Origin of the sequence: Pseudomonas sp. B21-059 (assembly GCF_026016285.1) — a bacterium.
GTDB classification, from domain to species: domain Bacteria; phylum Pseudomonadota; class Gammaproteobacteria; order Pseudomonadales; family Pseudomonadaceae; genus Aquipseudomonas; species Aquipseudomonas danubii.
Map to the genome: position 1 here is coordinate 2,711,882 of NZ_CP087201.1, position 21,831 is coordinate 2,733,712.

At 63.1% G+C, this 21,831-nt stretch carries 21 protein-coding genes; 7 read left to right on the plus strand and 14 right to left on the minus strand.

The annotated features are described in order from the left end of the window. Positions 1 to 2: 2 nt before the first annotated feature. The 3 genes from LOY69_RS12460 to LOY69_RS12470 form a co-directional block, all read right to left on the minus strand. Positions 3 to 1,328: a hypothetical protein gene (locus LOY69_RS12460; RefSeq protein ID WP_265074648.1), complete on the minus strand. Its 1,326-nt coding sequence runs from the start codon at positions 1,326 to 1,328 to the stop codon at positions 3 to 5. A gap of 140 nt (positions 1,329 to 1,468) precedes the next feature. After that, the gene (locus LOY69_RS12465; RefSeq protein ID WP_102864309.1) at positions 1,469 to 2,416 is read right to left on the minus strand and encodes a sensor domain-containing diguanylate cyclase; all 948 of its coding nucleotides are present in this window, start codon (positions 2,414 to 2,416) and stop codon (positions 1,469 to 1,471) included. Positions 2,417 to 2,419: 3 nt separating this feature from the next. Beyond that, positions 2,420 to 3,409, minus strand: a complete 990-nt coding sequence (locus tag LOY69_RS12470) for a response regulator (RefSeq protein ID WP_102864310.1) — start codon at positions 3,407 to 3,409, stop codon at positions 2,420 to 2,422. 709 nt (positions 3,410 to 4,118) lie between these two features. On the opposite strand from LOY69_RS12470, the gene LOY69_RS12475 reads away from it, so the two are divergent. Continuing rightward, positions 4,119 to 4,655 carry a DUF4174 domain-containing protein gene (locus tag LOY69_RS12475; RefSeq protein ID WP_102879878.1) on the plus strand — a complete coding sequence of 179 codons (537 nt, stop codon included), beginning with the start codon at positions 4,119 to 4,121 and terminating at the stop codon, positions 4,653 to 4,655. A 64-nt stretch (positions 4,656 to 4,719) separates the two neighbouring features. Here the strand turns inward: LOY69_RS12475 and LOY69_RS12480 are convergent, their stop codons facing one another. Next, a complete protein-coding gene (locus LOY69_RS12480) occupies positions 4,720 to 5,910 on the minus strand; it encodes an aspartate aminotransferase family protein (protein WP_265074649.1) in 1,191 nt (396 codons plus the stop codon). A 101-nt stretch (positions 5,911 to 6,011) separates the two neighbouring features. Between LOY69_RS12480 and LOY69_RS12485 the strand changes: the two genes are divergently transcribed. Then, positions 6,012 to 6,959 carry a LysR family transcriptional regulator gene (locus LOY69_RS12485; protein ID WP_102864313.1) on the plus strand — a complete coding sequence of 316 codons (948 nt, stop codon included), beginning with the start codon at positions 6,012 to 6,014 and terminating at the stop codon, positions 6,957 to 6,959. Here the strand turns inward: LOY69_RS12485 and LOY69_RS12490 are convergent. The 3 genes from LOY69_RS12490 to LOY69_RS12500 are packed head-to-tail and all read right to left on the minus strand — an operon-like array spanning position 6,911 to position 8,680. Beyond that, positions 6,911 to 7,417, minus strand: coding sequence for an NUDIX hydrolase (locus LOY69_RS12490; protein WP_102879876.1), 507 nt, complete (start codon positions 7,415 to 7,417; stop codon positions 6,911 to 6,913). The two genes, LOY69_RS12485 and LOY69_RS12490, sit on opposite strands and share 49 nt — an antisense overlap. 8 nt (positions 7,418 to 7,425) lie before the next feature. Then, entirely contained in the window at positions 7,426 to 8,133 is a 708-nt protein-coding gene (locus LOY69_RS12495; RefSeq protein WP_110595815.1) for an NUDIX hydrolase, read from the minus strand. Between the two features lies 1 nt (position 8,134). Then, positions 8,135 to 8,680: an adenylyltransferase/cytidyltransferase family protein gene (locus LOY69_RS12500; protein ID WP_110595814.1), complete on the minus strand. Its 546-nt coding sequence runs from the start codon at positions 8,678 to 8,680 to the stop codon at positions 8,135 to 8,137. Positions 8,681 to 8,863: 183 nt separating this feature from the next. On the opposite strand from LOY69_RS12500, the gene LOY69_RS12505 reads away from it, so the two are divergent. The 3 genes from LOY69_RS12505 to nadE are packed head-to-tail and all read left to right on the plus strand — an operon-like array spanning position 8,864 to position 11,591. Then, positions 8,864 to 9,511 carry an isochorismatase family protein gene (locus LOY69_RS12505; RefSeq protein ID WP_110595813.1) on the plus strand — a complete coding sequence of 216 codons (648 nt, stop codon included), beginning with the start codon at positions 8,864 to 8,866 and terminating at the stop codon, positions 9,509 to 9,511. A 9-nt stretch (positions 9,512 to 9,520) separates the two neighbouring features. After that, entirely contained in the window at positions 9,521 to 10,750 is a 1,230-nt protein-coding gene (pncB, locus tag LOY69_RS12510; protein WP_060838784.1) for a nicotinate phosphoribosyltransferase, read from the plus strand. 1 nt (position 10,751) lies between these two features. Continuing rightward, a complete protein-coding gene (gene nadE, locus LOY69_RS12515) occupies positions 10,752 to 11,591 on the plus strand; it encodes an ammonia-dependent NAD(+) synthetase (protein ID WP_265074650.1) in 840 nt (279 codons plus the stop codon). Between the two features lie 117 nt (positions 11,592 to 11,708). Here nadE and LOY69_RS12520 read toward each other — a convergent pair whose 3' ends face one another. The 7 genes from LOY69_RS12520 to speD all read right to left on the minus strand — a co-directional run bounded on the left by LOY69_RS12520 (position 11,709) and on the right by speD (position 17,924). After that, positions 11,709 to 12,089, minus strand: a complete 381-nt coding sequence (locus LOY69_RS12520; RefSeq protein WP_110595811.1) for a GFA family protein — start codon at positions 12,087 to 12,089, stop codon at positions 11,709 to 11,711. After that, on the minus strand, positions 12,089 to 12,610 hold the full coding sequence (locus LOY69_RS12525; RefSeq protein WP_265074651.1) for a hypothetical protein: 522 nt from the start codon (positions 12,608 to 12,610) through the stop codon (positions 12,089 to 12,091). Before LOY69_RS12525 ends, LOY69_RS12520 begins: the two co-directional genes overlap by 1 nt. Continuing rightward, the gene (locus LOY69_RS12530; RefSeq protein WP_072452323.1) at positions 12,607 to 13,128 is read right to left on the minus strand and encodes a hypothetical protein; all 522 of its coding nucleotides are present in this window, start codon (positions 13,126 to 13,128) and stop codon (positions 12,607 to 12,609) included. Before LOY69_RS12530 ends, LOY69_RS12525 begins: the two co-directional genes overlap by 4 nt. Then, positions 13,125 to 13,790, minus strand: a complete 666-nt coding sequence (locus LOY69_RS12535) for a hypothetical protein (protein WP_102879868.1) — start codon at positions 13,788 to 13,790, stop codon at positions 13,125 to 13,127. Before LOY69_RS12535 ends, LOY69_RS12530 begins: the two co-directional genes overlap by 4 nt. A 169-nt stretch (positions 13,791 to 13,959) precedes the next feature. Next, complete coding sequence (locus tag LOY69_RS12540) at positions 13,960 to 15,273, minus strand: NAD(P)/FAD-dependent oxidoreductase (RefSeq protein WP_102879867.1); 1,314 nt, start codon at positions 15,271 to 15,273, stop codon at positions 13,960 to 13,962. Between the two features lie 157 nt (positions 15,274 to 15,430). After that, positions 15,431 to 16,795: a glutamine synthetase family protein gene (locus tag LOY69_RS12545; RefSeq protein ID WP_265074652.1), complete on the minus strand. Its 1,365-nt coding sequence runs from the start codon at positions 16,793 to 16,795 to the stop codon at positions 15,431 to 15,433. Between the two features lie 694 nt (positions 16,796 to 17,489). Beyond that, positions 17,490 to 17,924, minus strand: coding sequence for an adenosylmethionine decarboxylase (gene speD / locus LOY69_RS12550; protein ID WP_102879865.1), 435 nt, complete (start codon positions 17,922 to 17,924; stop codon positions 17,490 to 17,492). 593 nt (positions 17,925 to 18,517) lie between these two features. On the opposite strand from speD, the gene LOY69_RS12555 reads away from it, so the two are divergent. After that, positions 18,518 to 20,017 (plus strand): alkaline phosphatase family protein, encoded by a 1,500-nt coding sequence (locus tag LOY69_RS12555; protein WP_265074653.1) that lies wholly within the window; start codon positions 18,518 to 18,520, stop codon positions 20,015 to 20,017. Further along, a complete protein-coding gene (locus tag LOY69_RS12560) occupies positions 20,017 to 21,831 on the plus strand; it encodes a B12-binding domain-containing radical SAM protein (protein WP_102864327.1) in 1,815 nt (604 codons plus the stop codon). Before LOY69_RS12555 ends, LOY69_RS12560 begins: the two co-directional genes overlap by 1 nt.

Consider the following 21,831-nt stretch of genomic DNA (forward strand, 5'->3'; position numbering starts at 1 on the left):
ACTCACCACAGCAGGGGCTTGGCGAAGTCCTTCCAGAACAGCCAGCGCCGCAGTTCGTGGTGCTCGCCGGTGCCGATCTGCCAGTCCGGTCGTCCGCTATCCAGGGCGATCTGGACGATGATCCCGGCATAGGTCGCGGCCACCAGGGTCTTGCCGTCGGCGCTGATGTCCATGGCGGTGAGGGTCGAGCCGATGTAGTGCTGCCAGCGCTCTTCGCCGGTTTCACTGATGGCCCGCAGGTAACCGTAGGCGTCGCCGATGATGAACTCGTCGCCCCGTGAAGCAGCGGCATACACCCGGGCGCCTTCTTGCAGCACCGGGGTGCGCGGGTCGTCGCTGTAGAAGTCGGTGGAGAGCCCCGGCAGGTCGGCTACCGCCACCCCCACGCTGGCGCCGCCATAGAAGTGGCAAGCATTGAGCAGCAGGCGGTCGCCGCGCTGGTTGAAGTGAGCGAAGTGCGGGTACTCGCTGGCGGGGCCGATCTGCGCGACCTGCTGCAACCTTGCATCGAACACCAGGTGCATCCCGCTTTGCTCGCCGATGGCTATCCACTGGCCATCGGGCGACACCGCGCCATGTTCCATGCTCAGGCCGATGCTCAGGTCTTCGGCGGCGACGCCGTCGGCCAGGTCCTGCTGGATGTCCTCAAGGCTGCGCAGCAGGCGGGTGGCGCCATCGGCAGCCAGGACGAAGATGCCGTCGGCACTCACCAGCAGCACCCGGCGCCCGTCAGGGAAAGGGATCAGGCTGGTGGCAGAGGGGCGTCCGCTGTCTTCAAGCTCCAGACCTGCCGGCAGGCCGGCGTGAGGGGCGGGCCAGGGAAAGCTGGCGACCTGAGGCCCATTCCAGCCGTCAGTGACCTGGATGCCGTCGGCCCGGCCCCAGGCGAAGTAACGCCGCTGCGGGCACATGCCGAAGCACTCCACCTGCTCCAGGGTCTGGATCCGCGCATCGTCGATATGCACCACGAAGCCGGCTTCATAGGGCGCGCCGATGCGTGCCAGCAGGCTACCGTCCGGCAACAGGGCCAGGGTCGGAATCATCCGCCCCTGGCTTTCCAGGCGCGGCGTCAGTGGGAAGTGTGCCGGTGGCCAGTCCTGGCGGAAGGCCTGGCGCGCGGCCTCATCATGGGGGGCCTGATTGCTCGCTTCCAGGGCCGCTTGCCAGTCCTGCAACAGGTGCTCGGTGTCGGGCATGTTCGGTTCCTTCAAGCCCTTCCAGCCCTCGCGGGTGCCGGTTTCGACATAGTGGTTGATGTCGCGGGCATAGGTCAGCACGGCTTGCTGCCATTGCTGTTGCGGGGACAGGTTCGAATTCGACTGGGACATGCGCGCAGGACTCCTTGTGGCGCTGGAAAAGGCGTAGCAGACCGGGGGATGGACCGGAAAAACGCGCAGTTTATCCCTTGGCGGCGGTTTTTTTTCAAGGGGCCTGAGTGCCCCTGTTCAAGGCGCCCGAGTGCCGCTGTTCAAGGCGCGTAGGTGCTGACCCGATTGCGCCCAGCGTGCTTGGAGGCGTACAGCGCCTGGTCGGCCCACTCGATCAGGCAGCGGTGGTCCCGGGCCGGACGGTCGAGGCAGGCGATGCCCAGGCTGATGGTGAAGGCGATGGCCTGGCCGTTGTGGATCACCTGTTGTGCCTCCACCGACTGGCGCAGGCGCTCGGCCAGGGTGTGGGCACCGGCCAGATCGGTGTGGGGTAGGAGGATGGCGAACTCTTCGCCGCCATAACGTCCGGCCACGTCGCTGTCGCGCACATGCTCGTGGATCAGTTGCGACACGCGTTTGATCACCGCGTCACCGGCCTGGTGCCCGTAGCGATCATTGATCGACTTGAAGTGGTCGATGTCCAGCATCAGCAGGGCAATGGCGTTGCCGTGGCGGCTGTATTCGAACGCCAGGCGCTGTTCCCAGTGGCCACGGTTGAACAGCTGGGTCAGGTGGTCGACGCGTGACAGGTGCTGCAACTGCTGGTTGGCCTTCTGCAGCGCCAGGCTGTTGATCGCCACGTCGGTGAGGTCGTAGATCACCAGGCAGACATGATGGATCTCGCTGTTGGACGAACGCAGCGGCAGCAGCGTGGTGTTCTGGTACATAAACTCGCCCTGGCCGGTAATCGGCTGGTAATTGTTGAAATGCACCAGGTACGGCCGCTGCTTCCAGATGGTAAAGGCCGGTGTGCCCAGGGCCACCACACGCCCGACCTTGCGGGTGAACCAGGGTCGCTCGACCTCGGGGAACAGCTCGAAAAAGGACTGGTCGATGGCCTGCTTGGATGGCACGCCGGAGCGGTTCTCCATGAAGCTGTTCCACACCTGGACCCGGCACTCCAGATCAAGCACCACGATCCCCACATCGATGCTCTGGACCACCGCCAGCAGCCAGTGCAGTTCACTGAAATCCATTCGTTTGGGCATGGCTCAATTCATCAGGTAGGCGAGCTTCTGTTCCAGCAAGGCCATGGAGCTCTCGGTGAACAGCAGCAACAGGTCGAAGTGGATGTTCTGTTCTTCCAGGCTGTAGCTGATCTCCACCGCTTGGGTCCTGTTCCAGCGTTGCTGGTTGAGCACGATCAATTCATCGATGGTGGTGTGTTCGCCCAGCACCTGAGGATGCCCCACGGAAAAGAACACATCCAACTGCTCGGCAATGCTGCTCAAGCAGGCACCGATCAACACGCTGGACAGGTCGATCAGCACTTCCATTTCCTGATAGGGATCGGTGCCCTGTTCCATCAGTTGGGCGATGTCGGCCACTTCCGAGTCGTAGAACATCAGCAGCGCTTCGCCGGCAATGCCGCTGCCGATATAGCTCTGGCAGATGGCAGTCAGTTGCCGGGCGCGATTGGCATCGGCCAGGAGCATCTGCAGTTCGCCGGCCTCCAGCACATTGACGTGAGGGATCGGCAGGTGCACGAACACGTCCAGGACCTTGGCGATCAGCGCCGCGGCGTAGCCCATGGAGACGTTGACGGTTTCCCGGAACGCGTCGCGAAAGGTCACCAGGGGTGGCGGCGACAGGGGGGCGACGGGGGATGCGCCAGGGCTGTCCAGCAGTTGCAGTTCGTTGAGCAGTGCACGCAACTGCTGGGGATCGAAGGGCTTCTTCAGGAAGGCCCGGGCCCCCAGTTCGCGGGTGCGACGGACCGCTTCTTCCTGGACGTCGCCGGAGATGACGATGATCTGTGCGTCGATGCCTTCTTCCTGTACCGCACTCAAGACCTGGTAGCCGTCCATCACCGGCATGGTCAGGTCCAGCAACGCCACCTTGCCCAGCCCCCGGCGCAGCGCCTCCAGGCCTTCGCGGCCGTTGCAGGCCTGGGTCACGGACACCCGCCACTCACTGGGCAAGGTCCGCAGCACCTGCTTGCGGGCCATGCTCGAGTCATCGCAGACGAGGAGAGGGATCATCGGGGTCGGACGCTCATTCGAAAAAACCGCCGTTGGATAACGTTCAGGAATGTAACGAGTTGCCGCGCAATAAGGGTGGTGTAACGGGCTGTCCGTGCCGCGCCGCACTATAGTTCGGTCGGCAATGGAAGAACAAGTCGGCGTTCATTGAGTTATTTGTTCCAGATCATTGTTCTGTGCATTGAACTGCAGAGCGAGTTGCAACTTTCGGCTGATATCAGCCTGTGCCTCGATGCGTTGTTCCCTTTGCATTGCTGGGTGAGTTCAGCGAGATGCTGAAAGCATCGAAAGCCCCGAGATAGAAAGGTTGTTAAAGGTCAGTGAACCGTTGTGCCTGTTTTCTGGCGTTTGCAAAATGACACTTTGCAAGCAACTTTAAAAGGCTGCCGTTCAATACGCTTGATGTACGAGCTGGTCAGGGACGGTGGTATGAAAGACGGCATATTCTGCTGCCGGAGGAGGGCGTGAAAGTTTCGGCGCAACCGCTGTTCCGATATTCCGTACAGCCCGCTTATATGCAACAAAACCTTACCGTGGAATGCACTTCTATGATCGCTGCCAACCCTGTAGCCCTTGTTTCCCGCCGCCTATAGACCACGAGGCGCAGGCCCGGCCGGCCGGGCAAAAAAATGTCAGATTTTGAGTCCCGGCCTGGACCTTTTCCTGCAATGCGCAATCATTACTGCGTGGAAAACATAAGGAGAGACGCATGTTCATTCGGTCATTGACCCTCGCTACTCTGCTCGCTGTCGCCGGCCCGGTCCTGGCGGCCGACAACGACGGCCCATTGGCTCAGGACCTGGGCAAGTCACGGCCATTGATCGTGATCGCCCCCAGCACCGTGGACCCGACCCTGGTGAGCCTGAAGAAGTCCCTGGATGAGCCGGCGACCCGTCAAGCCTTCAACGAACGCAACATGGTCCTGTACACGGTGATCAACACCATCGGCCAGCGCGATGGCAAGGACATCGATCCGCAATCCACCATGGCCCTGATCCGCAGCCTCAAGCTGGGGGCGGGGGCCCAGACCAAGGTGATCCTGGTGGGCAAGGACGGCGAGAAAAAGCTCGAGCACTCCGGGAGCATCGAGCTCAAGGAAGTCTTCAGCGCGGTCGACCAGCTGCCGGCGGCGGAGAAACAGGCCGCGGCTCCAGCTCCGGCTCCCGAGCCGGAAGCCAAACCGGCCAATGCCAAGGCCGGCAAGGCGACCAAGCCGGCGGCGGCGCCCAAGCCGCTGGACGACTGAATTGCATAGCCGGCTAGCCCGGGGCAGGCGCTGCGCGCCCCGGAACTTGCCCAGCGTCATCGCGTCAGCCCTGGCGCGATGACAGCGCCTCAAGGGTTTGGCGCAGCCCGTCGACGATCATCTCCACTTCTGCGGCATCGATCACCAAGGGGGGCAGCAGGCGGATGGTCGTGCCGCGGGTGACATTGATCAGCAGGCCATGATCACGGGCGGCGATCTGCACCAACTGCTGGGCCGGCTGCACCAGCTCGATACCCACCATCAGCCCCAGCCCGCGAATCTCCCGTACCGCCGGATGTCCCGCCAGCTCCTCCCGCAACCGACCTAGCAACTGGGCGCCGCGTTGCTCGGCGTTAGTCAGCAACTGCTGTTCCTCGATGATGTCCAGCACGGTGCAGGCCGCGCGGCAGGCCAGGGGATTGCCGCCGAAGGTACTGCCATGGCTGCCTGGGGTGAACAGTTCGGCGGCCTTGCCCCGGGCTAGGCAGGCACCGATGGGAATGCCATTGCCCAGGCCCTTGGCCAGGGTCATCACGTCCGGTACCACGCCTTCGTGCTGACAGGCGAACCAGCGCCCGGTGCGGCCGATACCGCTCTGGATCTCGTCGAGCATCAGCAGCCAGTTGCGCCGGGTGCACAGCTCACGCACGGCCTTGAGGTAGCCGGGCGCAGCCAGCTGGATGCCGCTTTCACCCTGGATCGGCTCCATCAGCACCGCGCTGATGCGCGGACCGTGCTTGGCAACGACCGATTCCAGGGCGGCCAGATCGCCGAACGGCACCTTGAGAAAACCGTCCGGTAACTGGCCGTAGCCCAGGAGCACTGCCGGGCCGTCGCTGGCGGCCAGGGTGGCCAGGGTCCGGCCATGAAAGGCGTTTTCCATGACCACCACCAGGGGCTGCTCGATGCCTTTGTGCCAGGCGTGCAGGCGCGCCAGCTTGAGGGCGGTTTCATTGGCTTCGGCCCCGGAATTGTTGAAGAACACCCGTTCCATGCCACTCAGCTGGGTCAGTTTGGCGGCCAGTTGCTGCTGCCAGTGGATGTCATAGAGATTGGAACTGTGCAGCAGCAGGCCGGCCTGTTCGCGGATGGCGCTGACCAGGCGTGGATGAGAGTGGCCGATACCGGTCACCGCGACTCCGGCGATGGCGTCCAGGTACTCACGCCCGGTCTGGTCCCAGAGGCGGCTGCCCAGGCCCTTGCAGAAGCTCAGGGCGAGGGGCTGGTAGGTGCTCATCAGGCAGGCGGCGGTCATGGCGGGCGACTCCATCTCAGGGGGTGTGCTGCCAGTATCGTTAGCCATTCAGGCTAGATAAACTCGCCATTTCTTTAATCATCTTGAAGTCAGGGTTGATAATGGATCTGTTCCAGGCAATGTCGGTGTACGTCAAGGTGGTGGAGGCGGGAAACATGACGGCCGCCGCCCGGGAATGCGCCATGTCCACCACCATGGTGGGCAATCACCTGCGGGCCCTGGAGCAGCGCCTTGGAGTGCGCCTGCTCAACCGCACGACGCGACGCCAGCGCCTTACCGAATTCGGCACCGAGTACTACCAGCGTTGTCTGGCGGTTCTGGGCCTGGTAGCGGACTCCGAGCGCCTGGCGGAGCAGGCTCAAGGCGAGCCCTCCGGCACCTTGCGCATCACCGCGCCGCTGACCTTCGGCACCGAGCGCCTGGCTCCGGCCCTGAGCGAGTTCCGGGAGCGCTGTCCGCAGGTCAAGGTGGAACTGACCCTGGCCAATCAGCGTTTCGACTTGAGCGACGGCGCCTTCGATGTGGCCGTGCGTCTGGGCAACCTGGACAACTCAGCGCTGATTGCCCGGCCGCTGCAGGATTACACCCTGACCATCTGCGCCGCTCCGGAGTACCTGGAGCGTTGCGGCACCCCGCAGGTTCCCGAAGATCTGCAGCAGCACAACTGCCTGGCATTTGCCTACCCGGCCGGTGACGAGTGGAGCTCCACCGCCACCCAATGGCCGTTGCGCGGGCCCGAGGGGGATGTGCTGATTCCGGTGTCCGGCTCGTTGCTGACCAACACCTCGTCCGGGTTGCACCGGGCGGCGCGGGGTGGGCTGGGGCTTGTGATGATGCCCGATGCGCTGGTGGAGGAGGACCTGCAGCAGGGCCGGCTGGTGCCGGTGCTGCAGGATTATCAGTTGCCGTTTCGGACGATGCACCTGCTGTATGCCCAGGACCGCTACCGCCTGCCCAAGCTGCGCAGCTTTGTCGACTTCGCCCTGGAGAAGTGGGGGCGTCAGGCCGACTCGGCGGCCAGCAACATCATTGCTGCCGACAGGGTGTGACCGTCGGTGATCTGGCCGGCGGCGATCATCGCCAGCAACTCCTGGCGGCTGACCCACAGTACATGGTCCACCTCGCCATCGGTGGCGGCGCTCTGCTGGTCGGCGATCTCGACCTGACACACCGCCACCGCGCTGGCGATCAGCGAAGTGTTGCTGTGCAGCAAGCCCAGTTGGCGGACCTGCGATGCCTGCCAGCCAGTCTCTTCCAGCAGTTCCCGGGCTGCGGCGTCACAGGCGCTTTCCCCGGCATCGATGGCGCCCCGGGGAAACTCGATGGACTGGCCGCCAATGGCCCGGCGCTTGAGGTCAACCAGCATCAGCCGGCCATCGGCCAGGGTCGGCACGGCCACCACGCCGTTTACCGCCTGGGCTTCCTTGATGATGAAGTAGCCGTTTTCGCGGACCACCTTGAAGTACGGGGTTTGCAGCAGGCACTGGCTTTCGGTGACGGAACTCATGGGCGGCATTACTCCAGAAAACAACGATCGAACAGGTACAACTCGGTGGGTTTGAGGCTTTCCACTGTGGCCTGAGGGCGGCCGCCATCGCCGCTTTTCTTGCGCCCGGTTTCCTGCAGGTAACCGGCCTCGCTCATCTTCAGCAGGCGCTGGCGGATGCTGGTCTTGAGCACTGGCCGTTGCAGCACCAGGGAGAAGATGCTCACCGCCTCGGGGGCGCTGAATTCCTGGCCGAGAAACATCAGCGGCAGGCTGCTGTACAGGGATTTGGAAAACAGCCGCTCCCGTGTCTGGGCCACCAGGCTGTTGTGGTCGAAAGGCAGTTTGAAGGCGCCGCTGGCTACGTCCGCGAGGGCAAAGAAACCCTGCTGCGGGCCGGGCTGTACCGGGTCGCTGACGATCCCCAGGTAAAAGGTCGAGGACGACCAGCAGCGCGGGTCGCGGAAGGCGTCGCCGACGGTGCCCACCTGTTCCAGCCAGGCCAGGGGCATGTCCACTTTGCTTGAACGGCGCAGGCGTTCCACCGCGTCATTCAGGCTGCGGTCCTCGACATCGCCGTTGACCACGATGCCCGGCAGTGCCCAGTGTCCGGCGAATGGCTCGCTGTCCCGTTGGTGAAGGAGAATTTCCAGCTCGCAGCGCTCGCGGTTGTAGCGCAGCAGGCACAGGTCGATGGTGTGCAGGTAGGCGCTGGGGAGGGTGGTGCGATCGTGCATATCAACTTCCGTGGACGGCGTAGAGGCCGTAGTTTAGCGGATTCATGCCCGGTGCCAGCCATTGGCTCGGCGGTGTTTCGCCGCTGGCCAGGCACTGGCGCAATACGCTGCTGCGCACTCCAGGCTGTTCCTCGATGCAGAGGATGGAAAAGCGTTGCAGCAATTCTTCGCCGCGATGGAACCTGGGCAACTGCCGCGCCACGTCTTCACCCACCACCAGGGCGATGCGCTTGCCGTCCAGGGCCAGGTCGTCGGCCAGGCGTTGCAGCAGAGTGAAGCTGTAGACCGGACCCGGATCGGCCAGGGCCAGCTGCCGCTCCAGGCGGCTGACCGCCAACTCGGCCTGGCACTCGGGCTGCAAGTGCGTGGTGATCGCCTGCAACCAGTTGGCCCGTTGCTCGAAATCGGCCATGCGCTTGCCATCCGGGTGGCGAAAGCTCGGGACTACCAGTACCCGGCGGGCGTGGCGAGCGGCTTCGAGCATCACCTGGGCGTGTCCGGCGTGGGGCGGGTTGAAGGCGCCGCCATAGAGGGCCAGTTCAAACATCTGCTTTTCCTCGTTTGGTACATGACGTGTACCTTAGCATCGCTTTTGTCGGCGGAGAATCTCCTTTTGCACCTTGTTCTTGCAGATTGATTGAAGATCGATTGATAAAAATAAAATCCATAGGGGCTTGTCATGAAAGTACATGACATGTACTTTGTGCTCCATGCAGAGGAGAGACCCAGCATGAACAGCCAAACGATGAAGACCGCTTCCTTCGATGTCGATGCACAAAAGAGCTTTACCCCGCTGTGCCCGAACGAGTTGCCCGTGGCCGAAGGCGATCGCATCGGCGGCGAGCTGAATTTCATGGCGACCCTGGCCAGCTTGCGCATCGGCAGCAAGGACGCCCACAGCCCCCAGGCTCCCTGGGTGGTGGCCGAGCACGCACAGATGCTCCAGCCCACCGGCCTGGAACACGCCGACCTGACCTGGGTCAGCCACTGCGTACCGGGCACCGCAGGCTTCACCCTGCTGGACGAGTTGCCCACGCCGTACGACTACGACTACTTCGTGTGGAAGGGCGTGGAGCCGGACCTGCACCCCTATGGCGCCTGCTATCACGACCTGCACGGCAAGCTCTCCACCGGGGTCATCGAGTACCTCAACAGCCAGGGCGTGCAACAAGTCATCGTCGGCGGCCTGGCCCTGGATTTCTGCGTCAAGACCACCGCCCTGCAACTGGCCGCCGCCGGCTTCAAGGTGATCATTCACCTGCCGGCCTGTCGCGCCATCAGCGCCGAGGGTGCTACCCAGGCGATCGACGACATGCAACGAGCGGGCATCGCGGTTGCCGCGACCCGCGAAGCAACCGCCAGACTGGCCAAGGCCTGAGGAGTCATCATGGAAAGTGCATTCGACCGTAACAACGGCGTGATTCAGAGCCTGCTGGACACCGACTACTACACCTTCACCATGATGCAGGCGGTGCTGCACCAGCACCCCAATGTCGATGTGGAATACCAGTTCATCGTCCGCTCCAAAGAGTCCCTGGTGCACCTGATCCCCGAGATCCGCCAGGAACTGGAAAAACTCGCCGGCCTGCAGATGCGCGAAGGCGAACAGCGCTTTTTGTTCAACAAGCGCTTTCGTGAGTACCTGACCCCGGACTTCGAACAGTTCCTCGGCCTGTTCCGCTTCAACCTGCGCTACATCCACGTGGCGGCGGTCGATGGCCAACTGAGCATCCGCGTCCGTGGTCCGATGCTGCACTGCATCATGTTCGAGCAGCCGGTGCTGGCCATGGTCAGCGAGTTGCGCAACCGCGATAAGTACCCCGAGGTGGAGCTTGAGGATGTCACTCGCCGGCTCTATCAGAAGTTCGAATGGCTGGAGAAAAACGCCAGCCGCGACGAGCTTGCCGAGTTCCGCGTTTCGGATTTTTCCACCCGCCGGCGCCTCTCGTTCAAGGCCCAGCGCGAAGTGGTGAAGATCATGCGCAGTGATTTCCCTGGGGTCTTCGTTGGCACCAGCAATGCGCACCTGGCCTACGAGTTCGACCTGCCGCTGATCGGCACCATGGCCCACCAATGGCTGATGGTGCACCAGCAACTGGGGCGGTTGCGGGAGAGCCAGAACGCCGCCCTGGAGAATTGGGTGCACGAGTATCGCGGACGCCTCGGCATCGCCCTGACCGACTGCATCAGCACCGACTTTTTCCTCAAGGACTTCGACCTGTACTTCGCCAAGCTCTACGACGGCCTGCGCCAGGATTCCGGGGACCCGCTGCTCTGGGCCGACAAGGTCCTGGCCCGCTACCGCGAACTGGGCATCGACCCACGGACCAAGGACCTGATGTTCTCCGATGGCCTGAACTTCGAGAAATGCCTGCCGATCCTGCGCCACGTGCGTGGCCAGGCCAGGTTCGGGTTTGGCATGGGCACCAGCCTGGCCTGCGACGTCGAAGGCGTGGAGCCACTGAGCATCGTGATGAAACTGGTGCGGGTGCATGGTGAACCGGTGGTGAAGTTCTCTGACGACCCGATCAAGAACGTTTGTGAAGACCCGTCGTTCCTGCGCTACGCCGCCCAGGTGTTCAACGTCGATCTTGCCCACTCGCCCCTGGAGGCCTGACATGAGCAACCAAACCCAAGAACGCATTGCCCGGGAACTGGGCATCGACCGGCAACTGGTGCGTGGTGGCGAGGCCCTGGAAATCGCCCGGCGCGTGGACTTCATTCAGCACGTGCTGCGCGAGTCCGGCTGCACGACCCTGGTGTTGGGCATCAGTGGCGGAGTCGACTCCCTGACGGCCGGCCGCCTGTGCCAGCTGGCGGTGGAGCAACTGCGCGGGGCAGGGCAGGAGGCGCGATTTATCGCCATGCGCCTGCCCTATAAAAGCCAGGCGGATGAAAGCGATGCCCAGGCGTCCCTGGACTTCATTCGCCCGGACAGCGTCAGTACCTGCAACATTGCCGACAGCGTCGATGGAATGATGAATCAGCTACAGATCGAAGGCTTGCAACCCTCGGCGGCCCTCACGGACTTTGCCAAGGGCAACGTCAAGGCCCGAGCGCGGATGATCGCGCAGTACGCCGTGGCCAACTTCAGCAACGGCCTGGTGGTGGGCACCGACCACGGCGCCGAGGCGCTGATGGGCTTCTTCACCAAGTACGGCGACGGCGCCTGCGACCTGGCCCCGCTGTCGGGGTTGACCAAGACTCAGGTACGCCTGCTGGCCGACGCCCTTGGCGCTCCCGGCCAACTGGTGCACAAGGCGCCCACCGCGGACCTGGAAGAACTGGCCCCGGGCAAGCTGGATGAAACGGCTTATGGTTGCAGCTACGAAGAAATCGATGCCTACCTGATGGGCGAGCCCGTCACCGACGCAGTGCGCCACCTGATCGAACGTGCCTACCTGCGAACGGCCCACAAACGCGCCTTGCCCCGTGCGCCCGCGGCAGCTGGCCTATAGCAACGGACTTGTGTTGTTCGCCGGATCGCCTTCGGCGGCAAGCCGGCTCCTACAGATCGCGCTGCACCGAATTCCGTAGGAGCCAGCTTGCTGGCGAAGGGGCCCGCACGATCACCGTCATTCGCCTCCATGCCACCAGCGGGGGCGCTGGCCTTTGAACGAATGGCGGGTCGGTGCCAGTGCCTTGCGGTTGTTGCTGTCGAAGGCACCCAGCAGCAAGGCAACGGTCGGCTCATCATCGATGGCACCCAACGAACTGCCGCACTGTGGGCAGAACGCCCGGCTCGAATAGTCCGACGACCTGAAGGTCGCCGGTGCGCCGCCAGGGCCGGTCCAGGTCACCCGTTCCCGGGGGAACTCGACCCACGCCAGTGTCAGCGCGCCACTGTGGCGCTGGCACAGTTTGCACGAGCAGGTATGGGGATTGGCGGCAGGCCCTCGGGCCTCGAAGCGAATCTGCCCGCACAGGCAGCCGCCCTGGTACAGGCTGGCAGTCATCAGCGTGGGTTCTCCTGAGGAATCAAACGGTCCTTTTCCAAGTCACGCAGCAGTTCATCGAGCATCTCTCTGCGGCTTTCGACCTGCACCGGCGGAACATACCAGGCCGCTACACTATAGCCTTCACGACGGTAGTCGTAGGTCTTGAGCAGTTGGCCGTCCTTGAGCAGGCTGCCGCGCAAGTTGCTCTGGTAGGAGTAGGGCATGGGGAAGGTCAGCAGGGTGATGGCATTCAACGCGCCAAGCAGTCCGGCACTCTTGCCTCCAGGTTCGCTGATCAGGAGGCTGTAGCCGCTGCGACTGTAGCCACCATCGAGAAAGGAGAAGGCTCCGGTTTGACGCAGGGCGGCGATGGTTTGCCGTTGCTCCTGTTCGTCGAAGCGACTTTTCACCGGGCCCAGGTCCAGGGTCAGCGGTACATAGGGATGTTGACTGCGGTAGTCCAGCGGCGCCATTCGGGTGCCACAACCGGTGATGATCAGTGCGCTGCACAGCAGGGTGGTCAAACCTATGGGGTTCATTGGGCCTGACTCGCGGTTGGCAACAGTTGATCCTGACGCAGATCGCCAGCAAAGGCGCGGGCGATGCGCTGGATATTCTGCTCTTGCATTTCACCGCCCTGATCCAGCAGCCAGGTGTATTTATGCGTCAGGTTGCGATAGCTGTAGCGCTTGAGGAGCTTGCCCTCGTGCAGCAGGCTGATGTCGGTGTGGGTGTCGATGCCATTGGAGAGCGGCATCAGGAACAGAGTGGCGGCACTGAGGAAGATCAACGGCATTGGCGGCATGTCCCGCTCGGACTTGAACTGAATGCGGGCGCTGTAGTCGCCAGCTTGTCCGGCGCCGGTCTGGACATCTTCGAACACCCCGGTGGCACGCAAGGCGTTACGTAACTCAGCGGCGCGCAATGGGTCATCGACCATCACATGCAGGGGCATCAAATAGGCTTGGCCATCCGTCAGCGGACGGTCCGGCAAGGTGTCGGTTGCCGTGCAGCCCGCGAGCAGCAGGAGGGCGCAAAGGGTCAGGCAGGATTTCATGGATGAATCTCCGCAGTGGCGTTGGCTGGGCTGGTTTGCTTGTTGACGGGAAGGATGAAGGGCTTGGCCTTGTCCAGATCCAGCGGCATCCATTGCAGGTCCGGCAGCCCCGGCACCTGGCGCTGGGCAATCACGGCGTCACGGGGCATCTGATTGCTCCAGGCAAAGAAGCACTGGGTCACTTGGCTGCAGACCGAGCGAAACTCGCCGATGTAATACGCCTTGCCCGCCTCCAGGCGCAGCGGCAGTACGAACTCTTCGCGCGCTTCCTGGGATTGCAGGCGTGAGCCGAGCCCCGGGGTGTAGACCATGGACCAGAACTGGAAGTTGTAGAACTCGTAATCACCCGGTTTGAGCGGCATGACAAATACACTGCCGGCAGCGCGGGGTTCATGGATGTCCTCAGGCGTTGGCCGTGGGTCGCCCTCCCAGAGTGCCGCGGCGCCATTGATTGAGCCGCGCTTGCGAATCAGCAGGCGCAGGTTGGTGGCGGCACCGCCGCCGCCCAGGTACTGCGGGCCAATAGCGCCCACCAGATAGGTCGTGGGTTCGTTGGCTGCGGGTTGCAGAGGGGCGCTGACGATGGCGGCGGGTTGGCTGATGCAGCCAGAAACTATGCTGGTGGCCAGCAGCAAGGACGAAGCCTTGAGTACGCGGAACATGGGGAACCCTGAAAGTGACTTTGGACAAGGCGCAGGCAGGGTGCATGTTTGTCTGTGCGTAAGCCCTCCCTGGCGCTGCTCATGAGCGGCGCCGATGGTACGGAATCGGTTGGGCTTTGGGTAGTTGCGGCCAGTGACAATTACCAGAGGGGGCCTATTGACCGAACCCTCAGCGCAGTTTCTCCAGCATCTGGTAGTACCACATGCCCGCCGCCAGCATCGGGTTGCCCAACTGGTCGCCAAAGGGCACGCGGATGTGTTGGCAGGCGGCGAAGGTGTCGTAGTGGCCGAGGTGGCCGGTCAGGGCCTCGGCCATGATCTCGCCCATGATGTGGCTGGTGGCCACGCCGTGCCCGGAGTAGCCCTGGCAGTACCAGACGTTGTCCGAGAGCTTGCCCAGTTGCGGGATGCGGTTGATCACGATGCCCATGGCGCAACTCCACTGGAAGTCGATGCCCACGCCCTTGAGCGCCGGGAAGGTGCGTTCGATGCACGGGCGCAGTTCGCCGGCGATGTCTCGCGAGTCCTTGCCGCTGTAGTTGGCGCCGCCGCCGAACAGCAGGCGGCCGTCGGCGGTCATGCGGTAGTAGTCGAGGACGAAGCGGCAGTCGTAGACCGCCAGGTCCTCGGGGTTCAGGCGCTTGGCCAGGTCGCCCAAGGGCTCGGTGGTGACGATGCCGCCCATGGCCGGGAAGATCTTGCCCTTGAGCTTCTTCGGCTCCAGCTTGTGGTAGACGTCGCCGGCCAGCAGCACTTGCTTGGCGTTGATCCGGCCTTGGGCGGTGATCACTGCCGGGTGTTCGCCGTGGACGATCTGCAGCACTTCGCTGTGCTCGAAAATCAGTGCCCCTAGGCTTTCGGCGGCCCGGGCTTCGCCGAGGCACAGGTTCAGCGGGTGCAGGTGCAGGTTGCGGGTGTTCTTGATGGCGCCGTGGTAGAGGTCGCTTTCCAGCAGGCCGCGCACCTGGGCCCGGTCCAGCAGGCTGACTTCGTCGCCCATGCCGCGGCGCAGCGCTTCTTCATAGTCGGCGCGCAGGTCGGGCAGGTGGCTGGGCTTGTAGGCGGCGTGCAGGTGGCCGTGCTTGAGGTCGCAGGCGATGGCGTATTTCTCCACCCGTTGCTGGATGATCCGGTGCCCGCGCCAGCGCAGGTTCCAGATGAAATCGTCGACCTCGTCGCCCAGTGCGCGGCGCATCTGTTTGCGCATGGCCGCATCGCCGGAAAGGCTGCCGGTGACCTGGCCACCGTTGCGCCCGGTGGCGCCCCAGCCGATCTTGTGGCTTTCGACGATGGCGACTTTCAGGCCGCGCTCGGCCAATTCCACCGCGCTGGCAACGCCGGTGAAGCCGCCGCCGATGATCACCACATCCACCTGATGGCTGCCTTGCAGGGTCGGGTAGTGGGTTTCCTGATTCAGGGTGGCGCTGTAGTAGCTGGGGCAGCGCTCGGCTGCCGGGGTCCGCGGATCGAAGGCGGCTGTCATTGAAAAATCCTCGTGGAAAAAACAACCGGCGGCTGCGTGGGGGCAGCGGCCAGCGCTTCAGCAACTGTCGATGATCTGCCGGGCGCAGCTCAGGTCCGGCAAAGCGGTTTCAGGCCGCCTTGCCCATGAGTCCAGCACCGCAGATCGTTTCTGCGGCTCAGGCCTGGGTCAGGTACCAGCGCCAGTCCTGCTCGCCGACTTCGGCCATGAACTGGCGGTATTCGGCACGCTTGACCGCCAGGTACACACCGAGGAACTCACGGCCCAGGGCGTCCCGGGCCCAGGCCGATTGCTCCAGGGCGATCAGCGAGGTCAGCCAGTCGGTGGGCAGCAGTTCGGTGGCCTGGGCGTAGCCATTGCCCTGCACTGGATCGCCCGGATCGAGCTGTTCGCGCAGGCCACGATGGACGCCGGCGAGGATCGCCGCCGCGGCGAGATAAGGGTTGGCGTCGGCGCCGCAGATGCGGTGTTCGATGTGCCGACTGTTGGCCGGGCCACCGGGCACCCGCAGGCTCACGGTGCGATTGTCGACGCCCCAGGTCGGCGCCAGGGGCGCGTAGCTGTTGGCCTGGAAGCGCCGGTAGGAGTTGGCGTTGGGGCAGAACAGCAGCAGCGATTCCAGCAGGGACGCGAGCATGCCGCCCACCGCCTGGCGCAGCAGCGGGGTGCCGGCCGGGTCCTCGGAGGCAAACAGGTTGCGGCCCGCAGCGTCGGCAATGCTCACGTGCATGTGCATGCCGGTGCCGGCCAGGTGGTCGAAGGGCTTGGCCATGAAGGTGGCTTGCATCCCGTGCTTGTGAGCCACGGCCTTGACCAGGCGCTTGTAGCGCACCGCCTGGTCCATGGCCTCCAGGGCATCGCCGTGTTCCAGGGTGATTTCCACCTGGCCCGGGGCGTACTCGGAGATCGCCGTGCGCGCCGGAATGCCTTGCAGTTTGCAGGCGGCGTAGAGATCGGCGAGGAACGGCTCGATCTGCTCCAGCTCGCGCAGACCGTAGACCTGGGTGCTGCGCGGACGACCGCCGTCGGCGTCCAGGGCCGGTTGCGGTCGGCCGTTGCCGTCACGCTTGGCGTCCAGCAGGTAGAACTCCAGCTCGCAGGCCATCACCGGGTGGTAACCCTCGGCCTTGAGCCCGTCGATCACCTTGATCAGCAGGTGGCGCGGATCGGCGATGCTGGCGGGCATGCCCTCCTGCGGATGCATGCTGACCTGCACAGCCGCGGTGGGAATCTGCCGCCACGGCAGGCGCACCAGGCTGCCGGCCAGCGGGTAGGCACGGCAGTCGATATCACCGATGTCCCACACCAGGCCGGAGTTCTCCACGTCGTCGCCGTTGAGGGTCAGGCCGAGGATGGTGCTGGGCAGGGGCCGGCCGCTTTCATACACCGCCAGCAGTTCTTCGCGGTGCAGCAGCTTGCCTCGGGGCACGCCGTTGGCGTCGAGGATGAACAGCTCGATCATGTCGATGTCGGGGTTGGCGGCCAGGAAGTCACGGGCTTCGTCGAGGGCGGCAAATTTCATCAGGGTTCTCGCTTGCGCCATTGGGGCGCGCAGGTTTTCAGGTCCTGCAACAACGCCGCGCACGGTGCGGTTGCAAGGGTAGAAATCAGGTCTGGGAGCGGCACGCGCAGGAGGGCGCGATCAGGCCAGAAGCGAGTGATCCGGAGGACGTGAGGAGTGGCGCAGACGGGAGCGGCACAGGGCCATGGGCAGGTTGACCAGGAGTTTCATGGGCAGGGCCTGTCCAGCAAGTACAAGCCGATGACGGCGGCGCGGTCCTCATGGACCTCACGAGGCGTGGCGGGGAGCGAGCGGGGCAGCGAGAACCCAGCGTCGACGTCAGCACCGCGGCCACTGTGCAGGGGCGCGGGCGCTGATCTGTCGAATCCGTGAAACGGGCTCAGGGGGTACATCGCCGGGTGATCTCGCTGTCGAGTTCGTTGTAGTTATTGGTTATGGGAACCGGGCGCTGCTGGGGCAGAGCAATGGAGCCGTTGTCCCAGGGCGGATCAATACTGCAAGAATCCGTCCGCCAATGTAAGGGGGGTAAACGGCTCCAGTGCCCTGGCGGGTGCCCTGCACCCACGGGGAGAGGTGCGAGCTAGAGCGGTGCTTTCTGGTTGCCAGAAGTGTCTGATTTTTTTTACAGAGCCCCAGTAGACACCGGGCAACTTCCACGCAGCATCACCGAGTATCAAGGCTCTTCGTACAAAGCCTAGGGATCGACCGACTCTGTCTGGTGCCGTACCACCGGCGCTGCATGGCTGGCTGGCAGGTGAGGGGATGCTTGCGTCGCTCCCCGCTCAACGATCTTCATCGCCCGTACATCGCAGCCCAGGTTCGAACAGATGTAGTCGAATGCCTTGACCGGGTCGCAGGTTGTGCCGCAGGTAAAGATGTCGAGAAACAGCGCGCCATGCTCGGGGTAGGTGTGGAAGGAGGCGTGGGACTCCTCCAGCATCACCAGGACCGTTGCGCCTTGTGGCTCGAAGCGTTTTGTCAGCGTGCCACAGACCGTCGCGCCGGCTTCGGCGGAAGCGGCACACAGCAGTTGGGTCAAGGCATCCAGGTCATTGAGCTTTTCGGGGGCGATCTGATAGAGCTCGCCCAGCGTGTGCCTGCCAAAAAAAGCATTGGCGTTCGGGTTCATAGGACTTCCCTGTTTCGACACCAGTACGGATGGCGCGGGTCGGTGAGTGACAGGCTGCGCAGGCCTGATTGCAGGCGCCGATGATGGGATAGCCGGTACTCGATTTCCAGGCAAATTGCCGGCGGGTTATTTGAGTATGTAAGAGGTTGATACCAATTGTTTCGCAGGCCCTGGCGGAGCGATCAGCACCTGGCGCGCAGGCCCCCGAGGCAAGGCGGCGCACGGCACCGGCAATGATTCATGGGCCTTGATCAACTCACTCATCGGTTCAGCTATCGCCATCGGCAGGCGTCGCCGTGCTGTCCGGGGGCGAATCTGTTCCTTTATTAGTTGCTGGAAATATCGATTCATACTCGGATTGATTTTGTTACAAGTCTGAAATTATTTTCGGAGTTCTTTGTTTGATGTCGGTGTTAGCTTGTTTTCGCTGCTGTTCCGGCTGTGCCTGGTAGTTGTGAGTCTCGAACTTTGTCGGTTGGTTTTCGAATGGCGTCGCAATAGCGATTCTTATACGTCGCTGCTGTTTGAAATGTTGTTATGCAATGTTGATGAAAGTTTATCTGGTTGAACTTTAGTGTCGGAGGTGGGTGATCATGGAAGATCAGAAGTTGAAGTTGTTGGTCTTCGGTATCGACGGGGCGTCCCATGCTGTCCTCCAGCAACTGATGGCTCGGGGATTGCTGCCGAACTTCAGCGCACTGCGCCGGCGCGCCTCCCATGGGGTACTGCAATCGACCTTCCCACCGCACACGGCACCGGGCTGGGCCTCCATGTTTACCGGGGTTTCTCCGGGTGAACACGGGATCTACCAGTTCTGGTCGACCCAGTCTGCGGACTATCGTTTCCGGGCAATGAACGCTGCCGACTATGGGCGTGAACCCTGCTGGCTGACCCTGGAACGCCAGGGGCTGAAAGTCGGTGCCTACAACATCCCCATGACTCATCCGCCGGCAGATCTTCAGGGCGGCTATATGATCAGCTGGCCATTGGCCAAAACCCTGAGATATACCTCGCCCGCCAACTTGATGCATGAGTTGATGCAGGCGGGACTGCACTATCATTCAGACATTGTCACGATGTATCGCGGTCAGGAAGACTACTGTGAGCAGGCGCGCAAGTTTATCAAGGGGCGTGCCGATACTTGCTGTTTTCTGCAGCAGACCCGACCAGTGGATGCACTGTTTGTAGTCTTCACCGAAGTTGATCGTGTCAGTCACTATTATTGGGGCGATCACTCGGCGCCAAGTTCAGTAGTGGAACAGTGTTATATCGATATTGATCAGGCGCTGGGCACGGTATTGACCCTGGCCGATGACGACACCCTGGTGGTGGTGGCTTCCGACCATGGCTTTGGCCTGTGTGAAGCGGACTTCAGCGTGCACGAGTTCCTCGAACAACAGGGCCTGCTGGCGACCCGCTATGAACTCCAGGACTCGGGCGCCGAGGCCTCCCACGACGACCCGGGGGCGCGTTCCTGGTTCGACGCCCCCGGAAGCTACCGACGTGTGGTGGATTGGTCGCGCACCGAGTTCTACATGCCCACCCCTGGCTGCTTCGGTGTCAATGCCAATCTGATGGGGCGCGAGGCCCAGGGGGTGCTGCGCGCCGAGCAGTTGCCGGAGGCCGAAGCGCGTTTGCAGCAAGCCCTGGCGCAGGTGCTCGACGAACAGGGGCGCCCCTGGTTCACGCTGGTCAAGGCCGATCAGGTGTATGCCGGCGCACGCCTGCAGGACGCTCCCGACTACCTGCTGATCCCCAGGGATTTCAGAGTCATGCCGACGCCGGCACTCACTGGCCGGGTCTGGAGTACACCGGCCCAGCGTGGCGTGCATCGGCCCGACGGCATCGTGTTTATCCGTGGCTCGACCTTTCCCGAGGACGCCGCGCTGCAAGCGCGGATCGAAGACATCTACCCGACGATCCTGGCCCATCTGGGGCTGCCGGTCCCTGAAGGGCTGGAAGGCCACTGGTTGCTGGAACCGGCCCACGAGCCGCAGCGCGAGCCCGGCCGCAAAGGCTGTGGCGGGCAACGAATGAGTGAAGAAGAACAGCGCTTCATGGACAGCCAATTACAACAAATTGGGTATTTTTAATGGAAACCGTGCAGTTCACCAACGCCGCCGACGGGTTGATTCCGCTCGCCAACCTGGCTGAGCCGATCGATGCGCCACCGACCAATCCGCTGCATTCCACTGTCGACTTCCGCAAGCCGCAGCCGATGCGCGTGTGCTTTCCGGTGTTGCTCGATGGCGACCTGGTGATGAGTTCCGAACACCTGGGCGTCAGTTACCTGGTGTCGATCCTGCGGGACCTGGGAGCCGAGTGCCAGGTGGTCGAGGTCAAGTCGATCCAGCACGGCGACGAGATTGCCATTGCTGAAGTGGTGGCCTTCAAGCCCGACCTCATTGGTTTCTCCCTGACCACGGTCACCGTCAGTCATGCCACCGCTTTCGGTTCGGCATTGCGTGCGGCCCTGCCCGAGCAGGTGGCGTTTCTGGCCGGTGGCCCGCTGGCCACCTTCCTGGGCTCCAAGTTGCTGAGCAACCCCAACTGGAGCTTCCTTGACGCCCTGGTGCGCGGTGAGGGCGACGTGCCGCTGGTGCGCTACGTCGAGGCCTTCTGGGATCACGGCGACTACGCCCGGGTGCCGAGCCTGAGCTGGCGCGAGGAGGGCGGGTTCGTCATCGACAACCCCATTGGCAAGCCGGTGCCGGAGCTGGACATGCTGCCTGAGCCGGCGCGGGATCAGTTCGAGCTCAACAGCGGCAAGCTGCCCTACCTGCGCCTGGCCACCACCCGTGGCTGCACTGCGCGCTGCACCTTCTGCAACGCGCCTCACGCCGGCAACAAGATCAACCCCGGCAAGCTCTGGCGGGCCAGGACCCCGGACAATATCGTCGATGAAATCGAGCGGCTTTATCACAAGTACAACTTCAACACCTTCGACTTCGTCGACTCGACCTTCGAAGACCCGGGCGGTGCGCCGTTCGCCAAGCAGCGGATTGCCGACATCGCCCAGGGCGTGCTCGATCGTGGGCTGAAGATCTATTACAACTGCTGCATGCAGGCCAAGAACTGGCACCCCGAAGACCAGCCGCTGCTGGACCTGCTGTACCGCTCCGGCCTGGAGAAGGTGCTGATCGGCATCGAGTCGGGTTCACAGATCGGCCTGGACCGCTGGAAGAAGAAGTCCACGGTCGAGGACAACAAGCGGGCCATCGAGCTGGTGCGTGGTGCCGGCATCTACGTGGCCTTCGGATTCATTGCCTATCACCCCTGGTCGACCTTCCAGGAGATCCGTGACAACAACCTCTTCCTGCGCGAATACATGGGCTACAACCTGCGCCGCTACACCGTGCGCCTGGAGCTCTATCCCGGGGCGGAGGCGGTCGAGACCCTGCGCGCCGAGGGCAAGCTGCATGACGACTTCGATGTGTCGCTCAATGCCCTGAGCTACGACTTCGAAGACCCGCGAGTGCGTCAGTTGTCGACCATCAGTGCCTTGCTCTACGGCGAGAAGTACGCCTCGGAAATGGTCATCGAAAAGGAACCGGCGGTGTTCGAGTTCGAGACCTACGACATTGTCATGCACACCTTCATGTCGCGCTTGCGGCGTGCGGTGCTCGGCGACGCCCGGGGCATGGCGATTCTCGAAGCCGGCGAAGCCAAGGCCGCCGAATTGCGCCGGCTCATGAGCGATTTCAACTATGCGCTGATTTCCGAGATGACCGACCTGGCCGAGCAGGGGACCCTCGACGAGGCCTATGCCCATGAACGGCGACCCCAGGTCGAGCAGTTCTACCGGGTCAAGCTCGGCGAGCTGCGCCAGGTCCAGTTGGGAATCAGCATGCAACTCCACCGCGCCGGGCTGAGCCTGCGCGACATCCAGTTCAGCAAAGGGGCTTGA

What these genes read in the sequence shown, in the direction of transcription:
- LOY69_RS12460 (WP_265074648.1), bottom strand. Translation starts at nt 1,328, where the DNA reads ATGTCCCAGTCGAATTCGAACCTGTCCCCGCAACAGCAATGGCAGCAA.
- LOY69_RS12465 (WP_102864309.1), bottom strand. Translation starts at nt 2,416, where the DNA reads ATGCCCAAACGAATGGATTTCAGTGAACTGCACTGGCTGCTGGCGGTG.
- LOY69_RS12470 (WP_102864310.1), bottom strand. Translation starts at nt 3,409, where the DNA reads ATGATCCCTCTCCTCGTCTGCGATGACTCGAGCATGGCCCGCAAGCAG.
- LOY69_RS12475 (WP_102879878.1), top strand. Translation starts at nt 4,119, where the DNA reads ATGTTCATTCGGTCATTGACCCTCGCTACTCTGCTCGCTGTCGCCGGC.
- LOY69_RS12480 (WP_265074649.1), bottom strand. Translation starts at nt 5,910, where the DNA reads ATGACCGCCGCCTGCCTGATGAGCACCTACCAGCCCCTCGCCCTGAGC.
- LOY69_RS12485 (WP_102864313.1), top strand. Translation starts at nt 6,012, where the DNA reads ATGGATCTGTTCCAGGCAATGTCGGTGTACGTCAAGGTGGTGGAGGCG.
- LOY69_RS12490 (WP_102879876.1), bottom strand. Translation starts at nt 7,417, where the DNA reads ATGAGTTCCGTCACCGAAAGCCAGTGCCTGCTGCAAACCCCGTACTTC.
- LOY69_RS12495 (WP_110595815.1), bottom strand. Translation starts at nt 8,133, where the DNA reads ATGCACGATCGCACCACCCTCCCCAGCGCCTACCTGCACACCATCGAC.
- LOY69_RS12500 (WP_110595814.1), bottom strand. Translation starts at nt 8,680, where the DNA reads ATGTTTGAACTGGCCCTCTATGGCGGCGCCTTCAACCCGCCCCACGCC.
- LOY69_RS12505 (WP_110595813.1), top strand. Translation starts at nt 8,864, where the DNA reads ATGAACAGCCAAACGATGAAGACCGCTTCCTTCGATGTCGATGCACAA.
- pncB (WP_060838784.1), top strand. Translation starts at nt 9,521, where the DNA reads ATGGAAAGTGCATTCGACCGTAACAACGGCGTGATTCAGAGCCTGCTG.
- nadE (WP_265074650.1), top strand. Translation starts at nt 10,752, where the DNA reads ATGAGCAACCAAACCCAAGAACGCATTGCCCGGGAACTGGGCATCGAC.
- LOY69_RS12520 (WP_110595811.1), bottom strand. Translation starts at nt 12,089, where the DNA reads ATGACTGCCAGCCTGTACCAGGGCGGCTGCCTGTGCGGGCAGATTCGC.
- LOY69_RS12525 (WP_265074651.1), bottom strand. Translation starts at nt 12,610, where the DNA reads ATGAACCCCATAGGTTTGACCACCCTGCTGTGCAGCGCACTGATCATC.
- LOY69_RS12530 (WP_072452323.1), bottom strand. Translation starts at nt 13,128, where the DNA reads ATGAAATCCTGCCTGACCCTTTGCGCCCTCCTGCTGCTCGCGGGCTGC.
- LOY69_RS12535 (WP_102879868.1), bottom strand. Translation starts at nt 13,790, where the DNA reads ATGTTCCGCGTACTCAAGGCTTCGTCCTTGCTGCTGGCCACCAGCATA.
- LOY69_RS12540 (WP_102879867.1), bottom strand. Translation starts at nt 15,273, where the DNA reads ATGACAGCCGCCTTCGATCCGCGGACCCCGGCAGCCGAGCGCTGCCCC.
- LOY69_RS12545 (WP_265074652.1), bottom strand. Translation starts at nt 16,795, where the DNA reads ATGAAATTTGCCGCCCTCGACGAAGCCCGTGACTTCCTGGCCGCCAAC.
- speD (WP_102879865.1), bottom strand. Translation starts at nt 17,924, where the DNA reads ATGAACCCGAACGCCAATGCTTTTTTTGGCAGGCACACGCTGGGCGAG.
- LOY69_RS12555 (WP_265074653.1), top strand. Translation starts at nt 18,518, where the DNA reads ATGGAAGATCAGAAGTTGAAGTTGTTGGTCTTCGGTATCGACGGGGCG.
- LOY69_RS12560 (WP_102864327.1), top strand. Translation starts at nt 20,017, where the DNA reads ATGGAAACCGTGCAGTTCACCAACGCCGCCGACGGGTTGATTCCGCTC.